Source organism: Blochmannia endosymbiont of Camponotus sp. C-003 (assembly GCF_023585685.1).
Taxonomy (GTDB): domain Bacteria; phylum Pseudomonadota; class Gammaproteobacteria; order Enterobacterales; family Enterobacteriaceae; genus Blochmanniella.
In genome coordinates, this window is record NZ_CP097764.1 from 613,869 (window position 1) to 635,849 (window position 21,981).

Consider the following 21,981-nt stretch of genomic DNA (forward strand, 5'->3'; position numbering starts at 1 on the left):
CACAAACAAGTTTACGAAGTACCATTGATCATAATTTCAGTTAGCTCGTAAAAAATTATTAACGAGCTAACTGAAATTAAAAAATACACACATAAATATACAGTTAAACATTTAATAAAGAAATATCCGACACCTTCAAAAATAAATTTTTAACTTTATTTAATAAAGTTAATCGATTGATTCTTATCTCTTCATTTTCATCCATAATCATAACATTATCAAAAAATGCATTCACCGCATTTGATATCGTTACAACAACAATTAATGCATCATAATAACGATGTTGTGCGCACAATACCTGCAGTCTTTTTTCAATCGAAATTACCTCCATGGCTAAACTTATTTCTTCTGGCTTTTTTAACAAAAAATATTGCACATCATCATAAGATATCTGATGTTTTAATAACATATGAGATATGCGTTTATAAATTAAATTCAATTTAACATTCTTCTCTTTTTGTAATCTACAAAAATCAGTGACTGCTTTTATCCGGTCATCGATATCTACTATGCTATCAGATTTAATACTTAAAACTGATTTTATAACATCTAATTTGTAACCTCTCAAAGAATACCACGAAAACAAACGATTATACATAAAATCATAAATATCATTAATAGCTGTCGCATTAATTAATTGAGAACCATATAATTGTACTGACTTTTTTATTAGATCACATAAATTTATTGGTAATTTTTTATATATAAGAATACGTAAAATTCCAACTGCAGATCTCTTTAAAGCAAACGGATCTCTGTTTCCTTTTGGTAATTCTTTAACTCCAAATATACCTGATATAGTATCTATTTTATCTGCAATAGATATAACACAAGAAATATGAGTGGTAGGTAATGTATCTTCAGAAAAACGAGGTTGATAATGTTCCTTTTGCGCTAATGCTATTTCTTCCAATTCACCATCACGACGAGCATAATACATACCAATAGTTCCTTGAGTTGAAGGAAATTCAGATACCATATTACTCATCAAATCACACTTACACAAACGCCCAGCGCGTTTCGTTTGTTCTATATCTATACCTATTTTTTCAGCTATCCATCCGGATAATGTTTCTATACGCCAACTTTTATCACGCAAAGTACCAAGTCTGCTATGAAATAAAACAGCATTTAATTTAGGTATATAATCTTCTAAACGACATTTGTTATCTTGCATTAAAAAAAACTCTGCATCCATTAAACGTGGAGTTATCACATTTTCGTGTCCAGCAATAATTTGTTCGTAGTTATCTGAAATCGTATTTGATACAAAAATAAAATACGGTAATAAAACTCCACCTGTAACATCGTATACAGGAAAATACTTTTGATCGTATTTCATAATATGAAGTATTACCTCACATGGTAATACTAAAAATTTATTATTAAATTGACCAGAAAGAATTACAGGCCATTCTACTAAAGAAGTAACTTCTTCTAACAAACTCTCTACACTCTGAGCATCTACAATTCCCCCAAGTTTTCTAGCCTCTTTTTCTATTTCTGAACATATTATATTTTTACGTACATCATAATCTGCTATTACCCAACCATCTTTAGTCAAAATATCTGGATAATGATCTGCATGTTCAAGAGTAATTTTATTCTCTTCCATACATCTATTACCATATAATATTCGATCTGTTTTTATACCGAAAAAACAACCCGGAACAAGATATGTATCTAACAATATAGTCATAGTACGGACGGGCCGAACAAATGGAATATCTATATCGCTCCAACGCATCATTTCATAATCATTTAATTTTTCTAAGGAGGAATTAACTATTTTACATAATAAATATTTTAAATTTTTATGCGTTGCTATATTTTCATCGTATGCCAATATTTTTTGAAAATTATCGGTGTGCAAAATACTTTTGACATTCATATTATTAACTATATGATTAATTTGAGTATCTGCATTTTTAATACATTTATCATACATATCACTAGTATCTGATTGATTAACACATTCTATATTAGTATTGAAGTCACTTCTTACTGTTATATTAGCCTTTACCGCTAAGCGACACGAAGATGCAAACCACTTCACTTTATCACAAAAAAAATTACTTTTTTTAAACTCATTAACAATCTGATAAAAAAAATCTTTTCCTAATCTTTTTAAAATTTTAGATGGCAACGACTCAGTACCAACCTCTACTAAAAAAGTATATACTTTCATTATAAAATTATCCTTGCATTATATTATAATTTCTTTATACACATAGGAAATCCTAATTTTCTGCGAGATATATAGTAAGATTCTGCTATCATTTTTGATAATTTACGAATACGTAAAATATAATTTTTTCTTTCTGTAATGGAAATTACTTTCCTAGCATCTAATAAATTAAAAATATGTATTGCTTTTAAAACTCGTTCATATGCGGGCATAAGTAATGGTTGCGTCATAGTAATCAAATATTTTATCTCATTTTCATATTGACTAAAAATTTTAAACAAAAATTTAATATCCGTATGTTCACAATTATAAATTGATTGTTCTAATTCATTTTGATAGAATAAATCTCCATACGTAACAGGTCCTAATACACTATGACTCCAAATCAAATCATAAACACGATTGACCCCTTGCAAGAATAAAGATAAACGTTCTAAACCATAGGTTATTTCTCCAGTAACAGGTCTACATTCTAATCCACCCATTTGTTGAAAATAAGTAATTTGTGTTATTTCCATACCATTCAACCAAACCTCCCAACCTAATCCCCATGCCCCAAGCGTAGGGTTTTCCCAATTATCTTCAACAAAAAAAATATCATTTTTTATATGATTTAATCCAAGTTCTTTTAAAGAATCTAAATATAATTGCAGCATATTTTTTGGAGAAGGCTTTATAATTATTTGGAACTGATAATATTGTTGCAATCTATTGGGATTTTGACCATACCGACTATCCATTGGCCGGCGAGATACCTGAACATAAGAGAGAGCAATAGGCTCTGGACCAATAGCATTAAAAAAAGTCATGGGATGCGAAGTAGCGGCCCCAACTTCTATATCTAATGGTTGAACTATAATACAACCATAACTTTCCCAATAACTTTCTAATGTTCGTATTAGTCCTTGAAAGGTTTTTGTATCATTGTTATCGTACATTTTATCTTATCTATTTAAAAAATCATTTTGATTGCACATCTACTTATAACAATAAATATTCATTTCATTATTGTTGATGACATTTATAATATAACAAAACTTAAAGTTATAATTACAGAAAATAATTTCTATCATGTAATGCAAAACATCTTAAATTAAAAATCAATATATATTGATATATATAGGACATCAAAAACATCAATATTAATATTTTTATATCTATTTAATATTAGGTATTATATATTCATATATATAATAATGAGATGATTTTTAAATCAGTTGCTTAAAACAAATTCATTCTACATCGATCATTATAAATATGCTATACAACAAAATAAAAATTCACATTCATATATTATGAACATGTAGTTTTATTCTTAATCTTGATAAGACATTACATATTTCAGAAATCTACACGCATTAGGGTATAAAATGATTTCTCAAGAAACACCGATCATAATAATTTCTTATCTAATAATGTTTATTTTTATCATTACCGTAATACCATTGGGTTTATTTCCTTGTTTTTTTTCTGGATTTTTAACTTATGAAATTATAGTATCTCTTGCATCTTACTTTGAACGATTTATTGGAATCAGTCGTGCTCGTTGGATTTCAGTAGCATTTATTGTTATAAACATAACTATTGTTATAGTCATAGGAGTTATTAACTGCACCAATTTTTTTACAGAAGATATCAATAAAATTAGTATTTCCATTGAAATTAATAGAATTTTTTCTGATTTTAAAAAAAGACTTCCTGATTTTTTACCTTCTTTTTTACCAAATACTACCGAAGAACTAAAAGATCAAATATTTACTTGGATCGAATCAAACTCAATTCTTATCCGAAATATGGGACACACTTTTCTACACGGATTTATTACCTTACTAGTAGGAGTAGTGGTTGGTATTTTAGTATCTTGCTCTAAATCTACAAAATATTATACTCATGATACATTTTTCATTATTCAATTATCAGAACGTATATATAATCTTTCTAGAGCATTTCGCAATATTGTTTTTGCTCAAATTAAAATTTCTTCCGTAAATACACTGTTAACATCCATTATAATTTTTGTTTTATTACCATTAATTGGACAATCTTTACCATTAGGAAAGACTTTAATCATCATTACTTTTGTTTTGGGTATGCTACCAATCATTGGTAATCTTATTTCCAATATTATGATTACTATCGCTGCTTTATCTATCTCGTTAAGCATTGGATTAATGATGCTTATTTATTTAATATTAATTCACAAATTAGAATATTTTTTGAATGCCGAAATTGTTGGAAATAAAATCAATGCTAACCCTTGGGAACTAATACTTGCAATGATTTTGCTAGAATCAATATTCGGATTAGAAGGCCTAATAGCAGCTCCAATTTTTTATGCCTATTTAAAAAATGAATTACGTTCGAAAAAAATAATTTGATATTTTAGTGTTAAACTCATTCACATAATCAACTAATTTATTGATTAAATATCGGAAACTATAAAATCAAACCGAACTCTATCCGTATATTTAATTAATAAAGCCCGGTTTGATTCTTACATTACATTAAGAATTAAATTTATCACTATTTAATTTCTATACGCCTTGGTTTTAATGTATCTGGTAATATTCTTTCCAAATGTATGTAAAGAATTCCATACTCCAGATTTGCACCTGTTATTTGAATATGTTCGGCTAATTGAAATTTTCTTTCAAAATCATGCTCAGTAATACCCTGATACAAATAATTTTTAGAATTTTGATGGGAATCAATATGTATCCCTTTAACTACTAACATATTATCATGCATTGTAATATCCAATTCACTATTCGTAAAACCAGCTACTACAATAGAAATACAATATTTGTGTTCACTAACTAATTCAACATTATAAGGTGGATAACTTCCATTACTTTGCCCGATCTCCAAAAAATTAACTAATCTATCAAATCCAATGACAGAACCATACAACGGCGAAAAATCGAAATTACGCATATACAGCACTCCTAATCAAGTGATTGACTAACTTTAACAAATGTACAAATATAATAAGATTTAATTACTGTATCTTCTACTATAATATCATTAGCTATATTATAATACTATTTGTGCTTATAATATCAATACATAATTACATAATAACAATCTATTAACTGGAAAACCATTTTTACATCAAATTCACATGAAAATATTTACAATTTAGTAATCTACATTTGTTGCTTTCAATGCATTCTTTTCAATAAATGCACGTCTTGGTTCAACTAAATCACCCATAAGTGTAGTAAATAAATGATCAGCTTCTATTGCATCTTTTATTGTTACACGTAACATACATCTGTTTTTTGGATTCATAGTTGTTTCCCATAATTGATCTGGATTCATTTCACCTAGTCCTTTATAACGTTGTATTATTAATCCCTTTTTAGATTCTTGCATAAGCCATTCCATTGCTTGATCAAAAGAATGGACCCGTTTACGATATATCCCATATTCTATATATGCATCTGAAATACACAATGCATTCATTTTCATTCCAAAAGATACCAATTTTTTATATTCATAACTTTTAATAAAATCCATACTTAATACATAATCTATATTTATACCGTATGTTCGTATACGTAATACCGGTTCAAAATATTTATGCTCATGACGTTTTAAAATAATAAAATCATAACTATTTCCATATTCTTCAAAACCACTCAATGAGTCAACTAAAGATCTCACCCATATTTCAACATTTTCGTAACAACAACATTGTTCCTCAGATAAAACTGAATGATAAACTAATCTATTCAATAGTATCTTGGGAAATCGATGCTCCATTCGAACAATGATTTTTTGTATTAAATAATATTCAAAAACTAATTGTTCTAATATTTTTCCTGTTAAAGGAGGGGTATCAGGATTAATATAGAAACGAGAACTTCCCACTGCTATTGATATTTGATATCTACTCATTGCTTCCTCATCTTTAAGATATCGTTCTTGGCGTCCTTTTTGAACTTTATACAAAGGAGGTTGCGCAATAAATATATGGCCTCTTTCAATAATTTCTGGCATCTGCCGATAAAAAAAAGTCAACAACAAAGTCCGAATATGTGCGCCATCAACATCTGCATCCGTCATAACTATAATATTGTGATATCTCAATTTATCTGGATTATATTCATTTGGACCAATTCCGCATCCAAGAGCAGTAATTAACGTCATCACTTCTTGAGAAGTTAACATTTTATCGAAACGTGCTTTTTCTACATTTAATATTTTGCCTTTAAGCGGCAATATTGCTTGATTTTTACGATTTCTACCTTGTTTTGCAGAACCACCAGCAGAATCTCCTTCTACCAAATATAGTTCAGAATAAACTGGATTTTTTTCCTGACAATCGGCTAACTTACCTGGAAGTATTGAAAAATCTGACAAACCCTTACGACGTGTCAAATCCCTAATTTTTCTCGCTGCTTCTCGAGCCCGGGCAGCTCCTATAACTTTATTTATTATATTCTTAGAATCTATTGGGTTTTCTAAAAAAAATTCTATTAATTTTTCATAAACTAATGACTCAACGGCAGTTTTCGCCTCCGAAGACACCAATTTATCTTTAGTTTGCGAAGAAAATTTTGGATCTGCTATTTTAATAGATAATACAGCAACAAGCCCTTCTCGAGCATCATCTCCTATAGTTAGAACCTTAACTTTTCTATTATATCCTTCTTTATCCATATAAAAATGCATTGTTCTTGTAATAGCTGCTCTTAAACCTGATAAATGAGTCCCTCCATCCCGTTGAGGGATATTGTTAGTAAAAGAATATATCTTTTCCTGAAAGTTATCATTCCATTGTAATGCAACCTCTATATTGATTTCTCCTTTATTGCCTAAGCAATAAAATATATTAGGATGAATTGGTGTTTTATTAACACTTAAATACTTTATAAAAGATTTTACTCCGCCTGAGCAATGAAAGTTTTCTTCTTTATTATTACGGCAATCACGCAAAATAATTACGATTCCAGAATTTAAAAATGACAACTCTCTAAAACGCCTAGCTAAAATATCATATTGAAACTCAGTTTTACCCGTAAACGTTTTAAGACTTGGCCAAAAACGTACTGTGGTGCCGCTGTGCTCACTATCACCTATAATTTCCAAAGGTGACAACGGTTTTCCTTCACAATACACCTGTTTGTAGGTTTTAAAATCTCTTTGTATTACTAATTCTAGTCTCTCAGACAATGCGTTTACTACTGACACTCCAACACCATGTAATCCTCCTGATACTTTGTAATTACTATTGTCAAATTTACCTCCAGCATGTAATATAGTCATGATAACTTCAGCTGCAGATATTCCCTCTTCTTCATGCAGACCTGTGGGAATACCGCGTCCATCATCCTGTACCGAAACCGAATGATCCTGATGAATTATTACTACTATTTTCTGACAATATCCCGAGATAGCTTCATCAATAGCATTATCTACTACTTCAAATACCATGTGGTGCAATCCTGTGCCATCATCAGTATCTCCAATATACATCCCAGGACGTTTTCGTACCGCGTCTAACCCTTTTAAGATCTTAATACTTGAAGAATCATAAGCACTCAACATGACCTTGTTCCTGTATAAATACACATATAATATAAACAAATTTTTTCAAAAAATATATAACCCAAAATAACTACAACTGAAGTATCATATTTATAAATATGAACACACACATGCATGCATAATCATTTGATCATGCAGCAAAGATTTACTTATATAAAGAAAATATATTGATTATTCCATTTTTAATTTGGAAATGTATAATCACTTAGATAATTTATCCGTTTTGGTGTTATTGTGATTACGCACTATCAACTAAATCACACTTCATAACATTAAAATACATGTTAGGTTACAATCTGTAAATCATTATTATATCCGAATTGGCATGACGATATATGTTGCTCCATAACATTGCTCTGTGCCCTCAATTTGCACGCTAGATATTGCATTTGTTAAATAAAACCTCACATAATAAGCATTCATTACCTGAAGAACATCGATCAAATAATCTACATTAAAAGATATTTTCATATTCTGACCTGAATATAAAACGTCTAAAATTTCTTCTGATGCTTCATGTTCAAAATTATGCGCGGTTATTTTTAATTGATTAGTACTTAAGGCAAATTGAATGATACGAAGTTTTTCATTTGCAAGAATAGCTGCACGTTTTAAAGCCTGCTTCAAAAGATCACATTCTATTTCCAAAACATTTTTTGGGCGTTTTACAAAAATATCATGACAATTCGGAAACACAGCATCAATCAACTTAGAAGTAAAAGTATAATCATCTGCCTCCATACGAATACTATTATTATTCGTGCGAATATTAACTAATTTTTCTCTGACGTTTAACAAACGTAAGATTTCAATAACTCCTTTTCGAGGTATGATCACTGATTGATCGGGTAACAATGAATCCATAGTTATTTCGCAACTTGCCAAGCGATGTCCATCTGTCGCAACAATACGTAAAACATTTTCCTTAGTTTCAAAAAACATACCATTTAGACAATAACGTACATCTTGATGACCCATAGAAAATTGGGTTAATTCAATCATTTTTTTTAAAATATCTTGAGATATGACTAATTGTAAGTTACTATCCCAATTTTCTAATTTAGGAAAATCTGACGAAGAAAACGTAGATAAATAAAATTTACTACATCCAGAACAAATAATCAGTTTTTTGTCCTCTAATACTATAGAAATTTTTGATGATTCGGATAAACTGCGACAAATTTCAAAAAACTTACGCCCTGGTACTGTAACGGATCCCATGGGACACTTATCTTGTAACATAATTCGAACCGTTATCTCTATTTCTAAATCTGTAGCAGTAATACACAAACAATTATCATTGACTTCTAATAATACATGAGTTAATATGGGGATCCTCGGGCGTCCGCTAAGGATGCCCATAATCTTTTGTAATGATCGATATAACAACTTTCTATCTATTGAAACATCCATAACTGAACTTGTTAAAAACAATATTCCAAAATAATCACGCGTGATGTTATTTTGATTAAAGACTCAGTAATATATCGTAATAATATAGTGTGTAAAATATCAAAACGCAAACACATTGATGTGTAAAAAAATAAACGACACGTTCATACAAATAATTACCTTCATTAGTATTATTCCAAATCAACAATCATCACTAAAAATAATAAAACAAAACTCTAAATATTTTTGACTTCGTCTATACTATCCTATAGTATAAGCGTTAATTATCAACGCAAAATAGTTAAATAACACAATTAAATAATTTTATTATTATTATCAAGTAAATACACAAGAATATAAATATGAAACGCACCTTTCAGCCTTCCATATTAAAACGCAATAGAGCGCACGGGTTTAGAGTAAGAATGTCAAGAAGACAAGGCCGTAAAATATTATCCAGACGTAGATCCAAAGGACGCGTTCGATTGGTTGTGTCTGTATAAACATTCACTAAAATTTTATTAGTTAGTGTGCAACCAAATGAATAGAAAATTTCTACCTAAACGGGCACGTTTATTGACTTTAAATCAGTTTATTTTTGTATTTCAAAAACCAGAGCGTGTTAAAACAATTGGAATCACTTTGTTCAGTCGATCCAATCGATTAGGATATCCTCGTATTGGGTTATCTATCTCAAAAAAATATGTTAAATGTTCTCATGAACGCAATAGAATAAAAAGACATATGCGCGAAACATTTCGTACAAATCAATCTAACCTATTAGATAAAGACTTTGTTCTAACTATTAGTTCAAAAGAGATTATTCATTGTAATAATAAAACATTGATACAAAAGCTCGAACAATTATGGTATCACCACTATTTGTGTTAATAGAAAAAAGCATAATATGGCTGATACATGGATATCAAATCAGTATTAGTCCCATATTGGGCCATCATTGTCGTTTTCAAAAAACATGTTCTCAATACGGGGTAGAATCAATACGTAAATTTGGAGTATTACGAGGTATTTGGATAACATGTATTCGTGTTTTGCGATGTCACCCTTTAACATTAAATAGCGATAAAGATTTTAAATATTATTCATATTCACATATTCAGGACATAATCAATATGGATTCGCAACGCAATTTCTTTGTGATAGCTTTTTTAATTATGTCGTTTATACTATGGCAAACATGGCAAACAGAATATCACCAAAGAACGAACATTAATAAAATAGATATACAACATGCAAATACATATCCATTGATTCGTGCTGAAAATAATGATGAGATCAAACATGTTCATAATACAAATCCTGTGATTACAGTAAAAACAGATGTATTGTCGCTCAAAATAAATACTTATGGAGGAGATATTGAAGAAGCATATCTATTAAATTATTTAGAGAATTTACATTCTAAGGAGCCTTTTCATTTATTAAGTACTTCACAAGAATTTACATATCAAACAACAAGCGGACTAATAAACGAAAATGTTCCGAATAAAAAAAAACTATTGTATACTACCGAAACTAATCAAAGTACATACTTTATACCAAAAAATAAAAACAAACTACAGTTAACTCTAACACATTACACCTCCGATGGAATTACATATACTAAGAATTATATTTTCAATAGAAATGATTACTTCATATATTTATTTTACACCGTAAATAATATGAGCACTTCTCCGTTAAAAATTAAGTTGTTTGGCGATATCATACAATCTGAACACTATCCAAAATCACACAATAACAGCAACAATGACGGAGATAATTTTCCTTTATACTCTTATCGAGGATCAGCATACTCTACTGATAAAAAAAAATATCAAAAATATAGCTTTAAAGATATAAAAAATATGAACTTAAACATTAATACTTCTAAAGGTTGGATAGCAATGTCACAAAAATATTTTGCGACAGCTTGGATACCCATTACTCAAGGAAATAATACATTTTATACTACATATCATGATAACAATAGTGTTTCTATAGGTTTTCAATCTGATTCAATATCCCTCCCAATAGGAGAAACAGGTACATTCCAATCTATATTATGGATAGGTCCAAAAATTCAAGAAAAAATGAAAGAAATAACTCCAAATTTAGAACTAGTAATTGATTACGGATGGTTATGGTTTATTTCTCAACCATTGTTTAAATTATTGAGTTTTATTCACAGTTACATAGAAAATTGGGGTATATCTATTGTTATAATAACATTAGTGATACGTCTAACCATGTATCCGTTAACCAAAGCGCAATATACTTCTATGGCAAAAATACGCATGCTACAACCCAAATTATCTGCAATACAGGAGGCATATAAACACGATAAATATCAATATCATCAAAAAACTATAGAGTTATATAAAACAGAAAAAGTGAATCCGTTAGGGGGATGTTTGCCTTTATTAATTCAAATGCCAATATTTTTGGCTTTATACTATATGTTGTCAGGTTCCGTAGAATTAAGACACGCTAAATTTGCTTTCTGGATTCATGATTTATCTGCTCCGGATCCTTATTATATATTGCCTATATTAATGGGAATTAGTATGTTTTTCATACAAAAAATGTCTCCTACTACAATTAGTGATGCGATACAAAAAAAAATGATGACGATCATGTTAATAATTTTTACTATATTTTTTTTCTGGTTCCCATCTGGTTTAGTATTATATTATATAGCGAGCAATATGATCACCATCATTCAACAATACATGATTCATAGAGAATTAGAAAAACAAGGATTACACAATAAAACAACTCACAAAAATATTTAAAAATTTATAGATTAAAAATACTTACACATTATCATATATCTTAAAATAACATAAAAATGAACTATACAACAGATACAGTGGTTGCTATTTCCACACCTCCAGGACGTGGAGGTATTGGAGTTATACGAATATCTGGAAAATCAGTTCCTATAATTGCTGGTAAATTATTAGGCAAAATACCACATCCCAGAACAGCAGAATATTTACCATTTTTAGACACAGATGGATCCATACTAGAGAAAGTAATAGCCTTGTTTTTTCCTGAACCAAATTCTTTTACCGGAGAAAACATACTAGAGATTCATGGACACGGAGGTCAAATAATTCTAGATATATTATTGGAACGTATTTTAAAAATATCCTCTGATATTCGAATAGCACACCCAGGGGAATTTACTAAACGAGCATTCTTAAATAATAAGATAGATCTCATTCAAGCAGAATCAATAGCTGACATTATCGATGCTACTTCATATCAAGCTGCAAAATCAGCATCAAATTCTTTACAAGGAATGTTTTCGCGTAAAATACATATAATATCAGAACAACTTACTAATCTACGCATGTACGTCGAATCATCTATTGACTTTTCAGAAGATGAAATTAGCATCATTTCATATGAAGATATTAAAAACAAATTGAAAAAAATTATCAACAATATACAACAAATGCATAAATCAACCTGTCATGGTGTTTTGCTCCGTGAAGGAATAAAAATAGTAATTGCTGGAAAACCAAACGCTGGAAAATCTAGTTTATTTAATGCGTTAATTGGAATTGATAGAGCAATTACAAGTACGATATCTGGAACCACACGAGACACATTAACTGAATGTATTCAGTTAGATGGAATAACATTCCATATCACTGATACTGCTGGACTACAAAAGAACAGTGACAATGAAATAGAACAAATTGGAATGAAACGTGCATGGGAAGAATTAAGTAATGCAGATCATATATTATGGGTAATTGATCCTAATGATCACATAAATACAGAACATAGCATCACACTACAACATGTAGAAAAAATATTGTGTTATAAAAATAAAAAAACTCCGATTACAATCATACATAATAAATCCGATTTAACTAATAATCCAATCGGAATCAATATGATCAATGATTATACAATCATCACATTATCAGCTTTATTTGACGATGGAACGAATTTATTAAAAGAACATTTAAGCAATAATATAAAATTAAAAATCCAGAAAGATTACTCTTATAATCTTTCTGAAAATCAAGGAAATTTTATCGCGCGTAGACGTCACTTAAAAGCGCTTGAAAAATCTTCTCAATTTCTTGTGTCTGCTCAAACACAACTATTGTCTGCTATGACAATCAATGAACTCTTCGCTGAAGATCTAAGATTAGCACATAAGGAATTGAGTAAAATTTTGGGAAAATTTACTCCTGACGATCTACTAAAAAAAATATTTTCTACATTTTGTATTGGAAAATAATGCATGATAAACGCGCATAATCAATTTTCAAATATTTTTTACAAATATAAATTTCCTTGAAAATCTGTAATTAGAATGTTGTGTTCGGATATAACTAATAAATAAAAAATAACACTTATTTTTTTGATCGCTTCTTCCAATTTAAAATAGAAAATTGTCGTATTCTACTAATAATAGTTTCCCCAGGAGGTACATCTCGAGTTACTGTAGTTCCGGCTCCAATAGTTGCGTTTTTTCCAATAGTTATTGGAGCTATTAATTGACTATCCGCTCCAATAAAAACGTCATCACCAATAATAGTATGATGTTTCTTGATGCTGTCATAATTGCAAATAATAGTGCCAGCTCCGATATTTACTTGATCACCAATGTTTGCATCACCTAAATAACTAAGGTGTTTGACCTTAGATTTCTCGCCCAATTGAGTATTCTTTATTTCTACAAAATTTCCCACATGACTTTTTTTCTTTAATTCAGTTCCTGGTCTCAACCGAACAAATGGACCAACTTTACTTTGAAGACTTATTTTTGTATTTTCAATAATTGAAAACGGATATATTTCTACATCATCTTCAACCACTGTGTCTTTCAATATACAACTTGCGCCTATTTTAACTCTATTCCCCAAAGAAACATGTCCCTCAATGATCACATTTATATCAATATACACATCTTTTCCATGTACTAAGTTTCCTCTTAAATTAAATCTATTTGGATCAGCAATCATCAACCCTGACAATAAAAAACATTGTATTTTTCTTTGTTGATATTGTTTATCTAAATCAACTAAATCTAATTTACTATTTACTCCCATTATTTCAAATAGATCCGCGGGACACATGGTGTGTATGATGTAACCCGATTGATGGGCTATCTTCACTATATCTGTTAAATAGAATTCATTGTTTAACTTATGCGCTGTTAATGCGCTTAACCAATGCTTTAAATGCCCAGAAATAGCAATAAAAATGCCAGTATTAACTTCTTTAATTTTGTTGTGATCATCATTGATTATATCATTGTGTTCTATTATATCAACAACATTCCCTTCCTGATTTCGAATGATACGTCCATATCCTTTTGGATTAGGCAATGTAGCAGTTAACATGCTTATATCACACTGGGATTTAATGGCATGTAATTGTCGTAATGTTTGATAAGAAACAAAAGGAACATCACCATATAGCACAAGAATTTCTTCTCTATCACCGAAAATAGGTAGCACTCTCCGAACAGCATCTCCGGTCCCAATAAGTTCATTCTGCAGTATCCAATATACAGGAATTTTATACTGATCCGCATTAATTTTTTTTTTGATCATTTCTCCTTTGTATCCATACACCACATATATGGACTTAACACCTACCTTTATCACAGAATCGATCAGATGTTGCAACATAAACTTACCGCCAATCTGGTGCAATACCTTTGGTATATCAGACAACATTCTATTACCTCTACCGGCAGCAAGGATAATTGCGCTGAAATCAATATATGACATAATTTATATATTTCTTTGGGTTATTACTTTTGATTGTATCTACTCGTATTATATTATCATATGATTACATATGCTTGTTTTTTTTGGTCAATTCCATTAATCTAAGTTTTGCAATAGCTTTAGATATATCTGAAGCTATTTTTATATAATCTTTATCAGCGTTATGGCGATAATTCTTAATATGTTTTTCAGCTTCATATTTAGCTTCCATGGCTTTTTTTTCATCTAACTCTTCCGCGCGAATGGCTGTATCCGCCAATATCGTCACTACATTTCTCTGAACCTCAAGTATACCTCCAGATATATATACATATTCTTCATGATCATATGATTTTACTATACGCAATATTCCTGGCTTAATCGATGTAAGTAATGGAGTATGCCTGGGAAAAATACCCATTTCACCTTCAGTACCTGTTACTTGAATTTTATGCACCATACCAGAAAATATCTTTCTTTCGATAGAAACAACAGTTAAGTAATACGTGTGCTCAGACATTCTGATATCCTTTACTTTTTATCAATAAAATAAAAAAATTTTAAAGCGTTTTATTTTTTTCTATAGCCTCTTCTATAGTTCCTACCATATAAAATGCTTGCTCTGGAATATGATCATATTTTCCCTCTATGATTTCTTTAAATCCTTGAATAGTATCTCTTAAAGCAACATATGTACCAGAAAATCCAGTAAAAACTTCTGCAACAAAAAAGGGTTGCGATAAAAACCGTTGAATTTTTCTAGAACGTAACACGATTAACTTATCTTCTTCTGATAATTCATCCATACCTAAAATCGTAATAATATCTTTCAGTTCTTGATAACGTTGCAGGATAGATTTCACATCACTCGCCACATCATAATGTTCTTGTCCCACAATCAGTGGATTTAATTGTTGACTATTAGAATCTAATGGATCTACTGCAGGATAAATACCAAGAGCAGCAATTTGACGACTTAAAACTATAGTTGCATCTAAATGAGAAAAAGTAGTAGCAGGAGAGGGATCTGTAAGGTCGTCCGCAGGAACATATACTGCTTGCACAGAAGTAATTGATCCTAATTTTGTAGAAGTAATGCGTTCCTGCAAAATACCCATTTCTTCCGACAATGTTGATTGATATCCTACTGCTGATGGAATACGTCCTAATAATGCAGAAACTTCAGTTCCAGCAAGAGTATAACGATATATATTATCTATAAACAACAATACATCATGTCCTTCATCTCTAAATTTTTCCGCTATAGTAAGACCACTCAAAGCCACGCGCAACCTATTCCCAGGTGGTTCATTCATTTGACCATATATCAAAGCAACTTTATTAATAACATCAGAGTTTATCATTTCATTATAAAAATCATTACCTTCACGAGTGCGCTCTCCGACACCAACAAATACTGAGTAACCAGAATGTTCTACAGCAATATTACGAATAAGCTCCATCATATTTACGGTCTTTCCTACCCCTGCCCCTCCAAAAAGACCAATTTTTCCTCCTTTAGAAAAGGGGCACATTAAATCAATTACCTTAATACCGGTAACTAAAAGTTCTTGATTGGTAGATAATTCAGAATAAAATGGAGCAGATCTATGAATAGACCACTTTTCTTTTTCATTAATTGGTCCTTTCATGTCAATCGGCTCACCCAATACATTCATTACACGACCTAAAGTTTCTTTACCTACTGGAACTTCAATAAAACGTTTTAAATTGACTACTACTAACCCGCGTCGTAACCCATCTGTACCACCCATTGCAATGCAACGTACTATACCTCCACCTAATTGTTGTGCTACTTCTAATATTAACTTTTTATTAAAATTATCAACATACACTTCAAGAGCGTGATATACAGTCGGTACCGCATCTTGATGAAACGCAACATCAACTACTGCTCCAATAACCTGGACAATTTTCCCAGAACTCATATTAATTACACCTCTAACTATCTTTTAAGTTTATATCACAGAAGCTCCTGCAACAATTTCTGTAAGTTCTTCCGTAATTTTAGTTTGTCTAGCTTTATTATAAAATAACTTTAAATCATTAATAATAATTTCTCCATTATCCGAAGCTGTCTTCATCGCCGTCATTCGAGCAGATTGCTCGCTAGCTAAATTTTCTACTACTCCCTGATAAACTTGTGATTCAATATATCTTTGTAATAAACTATTTAACAATATTTTAGAATCCGGTTCATATAAATAATCCCAATATTTAGTTTGTAATATAGAGTTTTTTGAGGGAATAATCGGTAGAATCTGTAAAATCTGAGGAACTTGAGTTAAAGTATTAACAAATGTATTATATGCCAAATATAATCTATCTATCTGATTACTATCATACAACTGCAACATCACTTTCACAGACCCAATTAACGCTGACATTTTAGGAGCATCTCCAATTCCATGGACACAGCTGACTATTTGAGTTTGTTTTATAGAACGTAAAAAAGAAGCAGCTTTTGATCCAATAATAGCTAATCTAATCGTTATTCCCGTATTATTCCATTTGCTAAAATCGCATAATAACGTTCTAAATAAGTTAATATTTAATCCTCCTGTTAACCCTCTATCTGTAGAAACTACCCAATAACCAACAGATTGAATGTTTCGTTCTAAAAAATAAGAATGTTTATATTCTAGTGTCCCTGAAGAAATATGATTAATTACTTTACGAATAGTTTCTGCATACGGCTTACTTATTAACATACGTCTCTGTGTTTTATGAATCTTAGCAACAGAAATCATTTCCATGGCCTTGGCAATTTTCTGTATGTTACGAACACTATTTATTTTCCCGCGTATTTCTTTTGGACCAGACATATTTTTGTTCCATCATGTAACTCGTTTGCGTTTACCAAGATTGATTTGATTTAAAAGTCTCAAGTATACTTTTAAATTTATTTTCGACATTAATATTATATACGCCATCATTATCAATGATTTTAATCAGCTCCTTTTCTGTATGAATCATATATAATATTAATGCAGACTCAAAATCATTTATCTTTGAAACTTCAACATCTTCTAAATAACCATGCACTGCTGCAAATAAAATAATGGATTGACATGAAACAGACATAGGTACATATTGTTTCTGTTTTAATAATTCAGTTACTTTTTGACCATGCTGCAATTGTTTTTGAGTAATCTCATCTAATTCTGAAGCAAATTGAGAAAAAGCAGCTAATTCACGATATTGGGCTAAAGCAGTACGAATTCCCCCAGACAACACTTTCATGATATTAGTTTGAGCAGATCCTCCAACTCGAGATACTGAAATTCCTGGATTTACTGCAGGACGAATTCCTGAGTTAAATAAATGAGACTCTAAAAAAATCTGGCCATCAGTGATAGAAATAACATTAGTTGGAATAAAAGAAGAAACATCTCCAGCTTGAGTTTCAACGATAGGTATTGCAGTTAACGAACCAGTTTTTCCTATGACCTTTCCATGAGTACATCGCTCCACATAATCAGAGCTAACTTTAGAAGCTCGCTCTAACAAACGAGAATGCAAATAAAATATATCCCCTGGATATGCTTCACGTCCCGGAGGACGCCGCAGCAATAGAGAAATTTGACGATAAGCTACTGCTTGTTTGGAAAGATCATCATATACAATCAACGCATCTTCTCCATGATCTCTAAAATATTCTCCCATAGCACACCCGGCATAAGGAGCTAAATATTGCAATACAACTGATTCAGAAGCAGATGCAAGAACCACAATAGTATTTGACAACGCATGATATTCTTCCAGTTTTTTTACAACATTAGCTACAGTTGTTGCTTTTTGACCAATAGCAACATAAACACATTTCACCCCACTATGACGTTGATTAATAATAGTATCAATTGCTAATGCAGATTTTCCAGTTTGACGATCTCCTATAATTAATTCACGTTGACCGCGTCCAATAGGTATCATAGAATCTACAGATTTATATCCTGTTTGAATAGGCTTATTTATCGACTTTCGATCAATCACACTAGGCGCACTGGCTTCTACCGGCAAATAAGAAGAACATTGTATTGCTCCTTTATTATCCACGGGGACCCCTAATGCATTTACTACTCTCCCCAACAACGCTGTTCCCACAGGAACTCTTAATATATTTCCTGTACATTTTGCCACCATTCCTTCAGACAAATTTAAACATGAACCCATAACTACAGCCCCGACAGAATCACGTTCTAAATTCAACGCTACAGCAAACTGATCTGATGGCAAAGCAATCATTTCACCTTGCATAACATCAGTTAATCCATGTATACGAACTATTCCATCACCTACGGAAGTAATAGTACCTTCATTACGAATCTCACACGTTATATCAAATTGAGCAATACGTCGCTTAATTAATTTGCTAATTTCATTTGAATTTAATTGCATCATCTTTTGTACCTAAAAACTAACATTAAAATATTAAGATTGTAGAATATTATTTAATCGTAAAATACGTCCACGTATACTGCCATCAATTACAGTATCTCCAACACGAATAATTAAACCAGCCAGAATATCTTTATTTACTTTGTGTACTACATTCACTGTTTTAGATAAACGTTTAGACATTATATCAGTAATTTTTTTTAGTTGCCTATACTTCAAAGGCCAAGCAGAAACAATTTCTATTTCTACAGTACGAGCATACATAGCGCATAAATAAGTAAACTCTTTGCACACAATTGGTAACAACAATAAACGATGATTTTCTGCCATGATATAAATTATATTTCTACCAAAAACATCAATTTGTTTTTTTTGATAATCTTCACAAATAGTAATAAAAATATCTGATAATCTTTTCGGTTCTAAACATCTAACAAATAAAGATTGTACTAATCTATTCACACTAATCTTAGAAAATAAATCAAGAACTGATTCCCACTTGCTTATATCTTTTTGTTCTACAGCTATATCAAATATAGCTTGAGCATATGTACGAGCCACTACAAACATACTAGACATTTAATCCTCATGTGACAACGTATTAATAATATTATTTACAAGATCTGTATCAATCATTTCAGTTATAGAATGTTCTATAATTTTCTCTATACCCTCAATTACAAGATTACCAATTTGCTTTCTTAATTCATCAATAACACATTTTCTTTCATAAAGAATCTGTTCTCTCGCTTGGGACAAAATTCTACTTTGTTCCTTTTCGGCTTCATGTTTAGCTTCATTAATTATCTGCATTTTACATATATTTGCTTGGTTTATAATGTATTGAGCTTTTATCCGAGCCTGTCTTAAACAAATCAAAGCTTCAGCATTAACACGATCAGATTCTGTTCTAGCATGAGTAGCAGAAGCCAAATTATCAGAAATTTCTTTTTGACGTTTCTCAATAATAGACATAAATGGATACCATACATACCTCATACAAAACCAAACAAACAAAATAAATGAAATAGTTTGACCTAATATTGTTGCATTAAGATTCACGGCACAAATCCTGATATCTGATAATCAATATAATAAATACACACATTAATTTTAATTGTTAAACTGCAGAAAACATCACATACAAACCAAGACCCACAGTAATCATCGGTATCGCATCAACTAATCCCATAACAATAAAAAATTGAGTACGAAGAATAGGAATGAGATCCGGTTGACGCGCAGCTCCCTCCAAAAATTTACTACCTAAAATTCCAATACCAATAGCTGCTCCTATTGCTGCTAATCCCATCATTATCGCTGCAGCTATATACAACATATCAAAATTTAAATGTTCCATAATTAATAACCTCTTTACATCTTCTGTATTATATTATTCATTTCAACACCGATCATGGGCTGTAGATAAATAAATCACCGTTAAAACCATAAAAATAAAAGCTTGTAATATAACAATTAAAATATGAAAAATAGCCCATGGTAAATTTAAAATCCATTGCCCCCACCACGGCAATAAACCAGATATCAAAACAAAAATCAACTCACCAGCATACATGTTGCCAAATAACCTAAGACTAAGCGATACCGGTTTAGATATCAAACCAACAACTTCAAGAATAAAATTAATAGGAATACATGTTGGATGGTTAAATGGATGATACACTAGTCCTTTAAAAAAACCACGAACACCATTAGTATAGATATTGTAATACACAACAAGTACAAATACATTTAAAGCTATCGAAGAAGTAATATTTACATCAGCAGATGGCACAACACGTAAAACAGGCAATCCTAATATATACTGAGCTATAACAGGCAATAAGTCTATAGGAAATAAATCCATAGCATTCATTAAAGAAATCCAAACAAAAACTGTCATAGATAACGGCGCAATTAGTTTATTTTTTCCATGAAACATGTCTTTCACGTTGTCATCAATAAACAATATCACTAACTCGATAAACACTTGGAGTTTTGTGGGTGCTTCATAAGTTGCCACTGTAGCCAAACGACCGAAAATCAATAAAAATAAAACAGCTAATAATATTGAAAAAAACATCGAATCTACATTTAATACCCAGAATGAAGAAATGTTTTCCGATCCTACTAACGAAAAAGTACTTAAATCAAATTGTAGATGATATAAATGATGTCCAATATATTCCTGGGAAGTGCCTTTGATTCCTGACATAGTCTACCTTTCAAAAAAAATATTGGTTACAATATCTTATATATACAAGAATACTATATTTAATAAAGTTATATACATTATATAATGTTTAAAAATGATGTTGTATTCGAATAAAAACAATAGAGCCTTCAATTAATATTATGAAATCAAATACTATCAGAAAATAATAAGAACACTGGTTTTTATACAAACCCACACTAATGTAATAAAAAAGAATTATAATAACACTATGAATTAGTTAATAAATTTTCATGTGACACACTACAATTTATAAAACAAAAAAAATCAAACTACAAGTTTGATGTGACATAAATAATCCTGTAACTTATTTTTGATAAATATTAATTAAGGTGTATTCATTAAAAATTACGAAATAATGAATCTGCTACATATAACTAAAAAATTTTGTATAATTCTGTTTTAAACAAATTCAAGACACAAAATTTAAACATATACCAAAAACAACCACA

General features: G+C 30.5%; 19 protein-coding genes. 5 read left to right on the forward strand and 14 right to left on the reverse strand.

Annotated features, from left to right (window positions below; translation table 11 throughout):
• Nucleotides 1–103 precede the first annotated feature (103 nt).
• Together glyS and glyQ are read right to left on the reverse strand one after the other, a co-directional pair.
• A complete protein-coding gene (glyS, locus tag M9397_RS02585) occupies nt 104–2,188 on the reverse strand; it encodes a glycine--tRNA ligase subunit beta (RefSeq protein ID WP_250259641.1) in 2,085 nt (694 codons plus the stop codon).
• A gap of 23 nt (nt 2,189–2,211) precedes the next feature.
• Nucleotides 2,212–3,126, reverse strand: coding sequence for a glycine--tRNA ligase subunit alpha (gene glyQ, locus M9397_RS02590; protein WP_250226830.1), 915 nt, complete (start codon nt 3,124–3,126; stop codon nt 2,212–2,214).
• 432 nt (nt 3,127–3,558) lie between these two features.
• On the opposite strand from glyQ, the gene M9397_RS02595 reads away from it, so the two are divergent.
• Complete coding sequence (locus M9397_RS02595) at nt 3,559–4,566, forward strand: AI-2E family transporter (protein WP_250226831.1); 1,008 nt, start codon at nt 3,559–3,561, stop codon at nt 4,564–4,566.
• A 145-nt stretch (nt 4,567–4,711) separates the two neighbouring features.
• Here the strand turns inward: M9397_RS02595 and M9397_RS02600 are convergent, their stop codons facing one another.
• From M9397_RS02600 to dnaN, 3 genes are all read right to left on the reverse strand, one after another.
• Nucleotides 4,712–5,122, reverse strand: coding sequence for an Hsp20 family protein (locus M9397_RS02600; RefSeq protein WP_250226832.1), 411 nt, complete (start codon nt 5,120–5,122; stop codon nt 4,712–4,714).
• Between the two features lie 204 nt (nt 5,123–5,326).
• Complete coding sequence (gyrB, locus tag M9397_RS02605) at nt 5,327–7,741, reverse strand: DNA topoisomerase (ATP-hydrolyzing) subunit B (RefSeq protein ID WP_250226833.1); 2,415 nt, start codon at nt 7,739–7,741, stop codon at nt 5,327–5,329.
• 309 nt (nt 7,742–8,050) lie between these two features.
• Nucleotides 8,051–9,154, reverse strand: a complete 1,104-nt coding sequence (dnaN, locus tag M9397_RS02610; RefSeq protein ID WP_250259643.1) for a DNA polymerase III subunit beta — start codon at nt 9,152–9,154, stop codon at nt 8,051–8,053.
• A gap of 341 nt (nt 9,155–9,495) precedes the next feature.
• Here dnaN and rpmH point away from each other — a divergent pair, with 341 nt between their 5' ends.
• From rpmH to mnmE, 4 genes are read left to right on the forward strand one after another with little or no spacing between them, the layout of a single operon-like run.
• Nucleotides 9,496–9,636: a 50S ribosomal protein L34 gene (gene rpmH, locus M9397_RS02615; RefSeq protein ID WP_250226835.1), complete on the forward strand. Its 141-nt coding sequence runs from the start codon at nt 9,496–9,498 to the stop codon at nt 9,634–9,636.
• A gap of 37 nt (nt 9,637–9,673) precedes the next feature.
• Nucleotides 9,674–10,024 carry a ribonuclease P protein component gene (gene rnpA, locus M9397_RS02620; RefSeq protein ID WP_250226836.1) on the forward strand — a complete coding sequence of 117 codons (351 nt, stop codon included), beginning with the start codon at nt 9,674–9,676 and terminating at the stop codon, nt 10,022–10,024.
• Complete coding sequence (yidC, locus tag M9397_RS02625; protein ID WP_250259645.1) at nt 10,000–11,928, forward strand: membrane protein insertase YidC; 1,929 nt, start codon at nt 10,000–10,002, stop codon at nt 11,926–11,928. The genes rnpA and yidC overlap by 25 nt, the downstream gene beginning before the upstream one ends.
• Nucleotides 11,929–11,984: 56 nt before the next feature.
• Nucleotides 11,985–13,397, forward strand: a complete 1,413-nt coding sequence (mnmE, locus tag M9397_RS02630) for a tRNA uridine-5-carboxymethylaminomethyl(34) synthesis GTPase MnmE (RefSeq protein ID WP_250226838.1) — start codon at nt 11,985–11,987, stop codon at nt 13,395–13,397.
• Nucleotides 13,398–13,512: 115 nt separating this feature from the next.
• Here the strand turns inward: mnmE and glmU are convergent, their stop codons facing one another.
• From glmU to atpB, 9 genes are all read right to left on the reverse strand, one after another.
• Complete coding sequence (gene glmU, locus M9397_RS02635; RefSeq protein ID WP_250226839.1) at nt 13,513–14,898, reverse strand: bifunctional UDP-N-acetylglucosamine diphosphorylase/glucosamine-1-phosphate N-acetyltransferase GlmU; 1,386 nt, start codon at nt 14,896–14,898, stop codon at nt 13,513–13,515.
• Between the two features lie 64 nt (nt 14,899–14,962).
• Nucleotides 14,963–15,397, reverse strand: a complete 435-nt coding sequence (locus tag M9397_RS02640; RefSeq protein ID WP_250226840.1) for a F0F1 ATP synthase subunit epsilon — start codon at nt 15,395–15,397, stop codon at nt 14,963–14,965.
• 40 nt (nt 15,398–15,437) lie between these two features.
• The gene (gene atpD / locus M9397_RS02645) at nt 15,438–16,826 is read right to left on the reverse strand and encodes a F0F1 ATP synthase subunit beta (protein ID WP_250226841.1); all 1,389 of its coding nucleotides are present in this window, start codon (nt 16,824–16,826) and stop codon (nt 15,438–15,440) included.
• Between the two features lie 30 nt (nt 16,827–16,856).
• On the reverse strand, nt 16,857–17,723 hold the full coding sequence (atpG, locus tag M9397_RS02650; RefSeq protein WP_250226842.1) for a F0F1 ATP synthase subunit gamma: 867 nt from the start codon (nt 17,721–17,723) through the stop codon (nt 16,857–16,859).
• A gap of 31 nt (nt 17,724–17,754) precedes the next feature.
• Nucleotides 17,755–19,296, reverse strand: coding sequence for a F0F1 ATP synthase subunit alpha (gene atpA / locus M9397_RS02655; RefSeq protein ID WP_250259648.1), 1,542 nt, complete (start codon nt 19,294–19,296; stop codon nt 17,755–17,757).
• Nucleotides 19,297–19,329: 33 nt separating this feature from the next.
• Nucleotides 19,330–19,875 (reverse strand): F0F1 ATP synthase subunit delta, encoded by a 546-nt coding sequence (locus tag M9397_RS02660; protein WP_250259650.1) that lies wholly within the window; start codon nt 19,873–19,875, stop codon nt 19,330–19,332.
• A complete protein-coding gene (atpF, locus tag M9397_RS02665; protein WP_250226845.1) occupies nt 19,876–20,358 on the reverse strand; it encodes a F0F1 ATP synthase subunit B in 483 nt (160 codons plus the stop codon).
• 58 nt (nt 20,359–20,416) lie between these two features.
• The gene (gene atpE / locus M9397_RS02670; protein ID WP_011282559.1) at nt 20,417–20,656 is read right to left on the reverse strand and encodes a F0F1 ATP synthase subunit C; all 240 of its coding nucleotides are present in this window, start codon (nt 20,654–20,656) and stop codon (nt 20,417–20,419) included.
• Nucleotides 20,657–20,698: 42 nt separating this feature from the next.
• The gene (atpB, locus tag M9397_RS02675) at nt 20,699–21,511 is read right to left on the reverse strand and encodes a F0F1 ATP synthase subunit A (protein ID WP_250259652.1); all 813 of its coding nucleotides are present in this window, start codon (nt 21,509–21,511) and stop codon (nt 20,699–20,701) included.
• Between the last annotated feature and the right edge of the window lie 470 nt (nt 21,512–21,981).